The organism is Halalkalibacter akibai JCM 9157 (assembly GCF_000513135.1).
Lineage (GTDB): Bacteria > Bacillota > Bacilli > Bacillales > Bacillaceae_D > Halalkalibacter > Halalkalibacter akibai.
Genome location: NZ_BAUV01000106.1, coordinates 1 through 2,819 on the forward strand (window position 1 = coordinate 1; position 2,819 = coordinate 2,819).

The following is a 2,819-nucleotide window of genomic DNA, read 5'->3' on the forward strand; positions in this document are numbered from 1 at the left end:
CAACAGGGAGATGGAGTTCGGTGGAGGCCTTTTTTTATTCTGGCGGAGGCCAAGTTTTTCTAACTAAAACAAACTTGTGCTGTGGCCTGGGAATAGTTTGGCATTTGGGTCTATATATGCTTTTGCGTTGTTTACAGCTGTTGGTGCTTCGCCGAAGCCGGTTGCGATTAGTTTTACTTTTCCTGGGTATGTGCAAACGTCTCCTGCTGCATAGATGCCTGGTCGGTTTGTTTCCATTTTTGTGTTAACAATAATTGAGTTTCGTTCTATTTCTAGTCCCCATTCTTTAATTGGGCCTAGTGATGAGACGAAGCCGTAGTTTACGATCAGGGCATCGACGTCAATTGTTTTTTGAGTGTCGCCTTTTATTTCTTGGAGGATAACTTGCTGAACGGCATCCTCTGTGCCTTTTAGTTCTTTTACTTCAAAAGGTGTTAAAATATTTACTTTTGATTGTTTCAGCAACTCAATGCTATGTTCGTGTGCACGGAATTTATCTCGTCTGTGAACGAGGTTCACTTCTTTAGCGATTGGTTCTAACATGAGAGACCAATCCACCGCTGAATCACCACCACCACAAACGACTACTCGTTTACCTTCAAAAATACTTAAGTCGTTGATAAAATAATGAAGGTTTTTTCCTTCATATTGATCAGCTTTGTCTACTTCAAGACGTCTTGGTTGGAAAGCTCCTGCTCCAGCTGTGATAATAACAGCTTTGGAATAATGGGTTTCTTTGTCAGTCTTGATTATGTATCCTTCTCCATCTTGTTCAATTAGTTCTTGAACAGCTTGCTCTAAAACGATGGTAGGATTAAATTGCATTGCTTGTTTTTCTAAATTATCTACAAGTTCTTGTGCTTTTACTTTTGGGAAACCAGCTACATCATAAATGTATTTCTCTGGGTAAAGTGCGGACAATTGTCCACCTAGTTGAGGCATGCTTTCGATGATCTTTACTTTTGCTTGTCTCATTCCCGCATAAAAAGCAGCAAATAAGCCTGTCGGACCCCCGCCAATAATTGTAATATCGTAGTTGTCAGTTGTCATTGTGCTCCACCTCCAAAAAAAGTCAATACGTCACTTTTTATTATATGCATATTGAACTTAAAAAAGAAAGAAATAGAGCTCTTTGTGTATATTAAAAATGATTTCGTTTACATTATAAATAGGAAAACAACCGGTATAAGAAAAAAACAAAGATAAAATGAAAAAGACAGTTGAAAAGTAAGGTGAAAAGCCATATTATTAATAATGTGTAATTGTGACTGATTCACGAAATTTATTTATTGTTTTAGGTATTATTATATCTTAGTTCGTGAAAAGGATCACAATGTTTAACGGGGAGAGTTATATAAAAATAAAATTTAAAGAATATGGAAGTGATTGATTTGAAGAAGCCTAATATTGTTATTTTAGGTGCTGGTTACGCGGGGATGATTACTGCATCACGCCTTACTAAGCAACTTGGCCACAATGATGCAAATATTACATTAGTCAACAAACATGATTACCATTATCAAACAACTTGGTTACATGAGCCAGCGGCTGGAACACTTTCTCCAGAACGCACTCGTATGCCGATCAATAGTGTTCTTGATCTAAACAAAATAAAATTTGTTAAAGATAGTGTAGTTGAAATTAAGCGTGAAGAAAAGAGAGTTGTTTTAGAAAACGGCGAGCTTGAGTTTGACTACTTAGTAGTATGCTTAGGTTCTGAAGCTGAAACATTTGGTGTACCAGGAGTTCATGAGCATGCATTTAGTAAATGGACAGTAAATGGTGCACGTGAAGTGAAAGAGCATATCGAGTATATGTTTGCTAAATATAACAATACTCCTGAACCTCAGGACGAGCTTTTAACGTTCATCGTTGCAGGTGCTGGATTCACGGGTATTGAGTTTATCGGTGAGTTATCTGAGCGTTTACCTGAAATGTGCGCGCATTATGATGTACCACGTGAAAAAGTTAAAATGTATGTGATTGAAGCAGCTCCAACAGCATTACCAGGTTTTGACCCAGAATTAGTAGAGTATGCGATGAACTTGTTAGAAAGCCGTGGCGTTGAGTTTAAGATCAACTGTCCAATTAAAGAAGTTACAGAATCAGGTGTAACTCTTGCTAGTGGCGATGAGATTAAAGCTGAAACAATCGTATGGGCAACTGGTGTTAGAGGAAGTTCTATTATTGAAAAATCAGGCTTTGAAGCTATGCGTGGACGTATTAAAGTTGATCCAGATTTACGTGCTCCAGGCCATAAAGATATTTTTGTTATCGGAGACTGTGCTCTTCTTATTAATGAAGAAATTAACCGTCCATACCCACCAACAGCTCAAATTGCGATGCAAATGGCTGAGGTATGTGCTGGTAACATCAAAGCTCTTATGAGTGGCGGATCATTAAAAACATTCAAGCCAGACATCAAAGGTACGGTTGCCTCACTAGGAGGTAAAGAAGCAATTGGTGTAGTCGGAACAAGAAAATTATTTGGTTCTTCAGCTAACTTCATGAAAAAGATGATTGATAACCGTTACCTATTCTTATTAGGCGGGCCAGCTCTAGTTCTAAAAAGAGGTAAAAACCCAATGTAACAAGGCAATTGAGGAGATTTTCCTCAAGTGCAGAGCAAGCTAGAAGTGAACACTTCTCCTAGCAAAAAAATGAACCACTAAAAGCGAATGCCTTAAGCATTCGCTTTTTTCGTTATGGATAAAAAGGTGAGATAATAAACAAAATATTAAGAAAACAACCTATGTTTACGCTTACATTAAGTGGTAAGATTATTTTACGGACTTTTAATATTTTAAGAATTCTGATAA

2 protein-coding genes are annotated in these 2,819 nt (G+C 37.5%); one reads left to right on the forward strand and one right to left on the reverse strand.

What is annotated here, in order from left to right:
- Positions 1–63 precede the first annotated feature (63 nt).
- Positions 64–1,050 carry an NAD(P)/FAD-dependent oxidoreductase gene (locus JCM9157_RS22805; protein ID WP_035668769.1) on the reverse strand — a complete coding sequence of 329 codons (987 nt, stop codon included), beginning with the start codon at positions 1,048–1,050 and terminating at the stop codon, positions 64–66.
- A gap of 326 nt (positions 1,051–1,376) precedes the next feature.
- Here JCM9157_RS22805 and JCM9157_RS22810 point away from each other — a divergent pair, with 326 nt between their 5' ends.
- Entirely contained in the window at positions 1,377–2,591 is a 1,215-nt protein-coding gene (locus tag JCM9157_RS22810; protein ID WP_035668771.1) for an NAD(P)/FAD-dependent oxidoreductase, read from the forward strand.
- The last annotated feature ends 228 nt before the right edge of the window (positions 2,592–2,819 follow it).

Coding starts and splice junctions, on each gene's coding strand:
- JCM9157_RS22805 (WP_035668769.1), bottom strand. CDS start 1,050: ATGACAACTGACAACTACGATATTACAATTATTGGCGGGGGTCCGACA.
- JCM9157_RS22810 (WP_035668771.1), top strand. CDS start 1,377: ATGGAAGTGATTGATTTGAAGAAGCCTAATATTGTTATTTTAGGTGCT.